Source organism: Pseudomonas sp. FSL R10-1339 (genome assembly GCF_009600545.1).
GTDB classification, from domain to species: domain Bacteria; phylum Pseudomonadota; class Gammaproteobacteria; order Pseudomonadales; family Pseudomonadaceae; genus Aquipseudomonas; species Aquipseudomonas bubulae.
Genome location: NZ_WIVQ01000250.1, coordinates 1 through 607 on the forward strand (window position 1 = coordinate 1; position 607 = coordinate 607).

A 607-nucleotide genomic window follows, 5' to 3' on the forward strand; every position below is an offset into this window, starting at 1 on the left:
GTTTCGGCAATCGCGGCGCCAATGCCACGGGCCGCACCGGTAACCAGTGCCTTGCGCCCGGCCAGGGGGCGGGTCCAGTCCTGCACCTGGTTGGCGCAGGCCTTGAGGCGCAGCACCTGGCCGCTGATAAAGGCACTTTTTGGCGAGAGAAAAAAGCGCAGTGCGCCTTCAAGCTGATCTTCGGCCCCCTCGCCGATATACAGCAGTTGCAAGGTACTGCCGTTACGCAATTCCTTGGCCAACGAGCGACTGAAACCTTCGAGCGCACGTTGCACGCTGGCGGCAAAAGGGTCGCTTAATGTTTCAGGGGCACGGCCCAGGATCACCATATGGGTACAGTGCTCGAGATTGCGCAGCAGCGGCTGGAAAAATTCGCGCAGTTGCTTGAGCTGCCCGGTGTGCAACAGCTCGCTGGCGTCAAACACCACGGCCTTGAGCTTTGGTCCCTGGCCTGGAATCCACGGTGTGGCATGCAAGGGTTCAGGGCCATAGCTGAACACCGCATCGGTGAGTTTGCCGCCAAAGCGGGCCACCTGTGCGGCAAGCGCACCGCCGCCAATCAGCAGAGGGCCTTCGACGGGGCGCAGGCGCCCGGCCTGCCAGCGCT

Annotated in this window: 1 pseudogene; it reads right to left on the reverse strand. The window is 62.9% G+C overall.

From position 1 onward, the window contains the following. A pseudogene (locus GHO03_RS24675) lies at positions 1–607 on the reverse strand (short chain dehydrogenase); the annotation flags it as partial.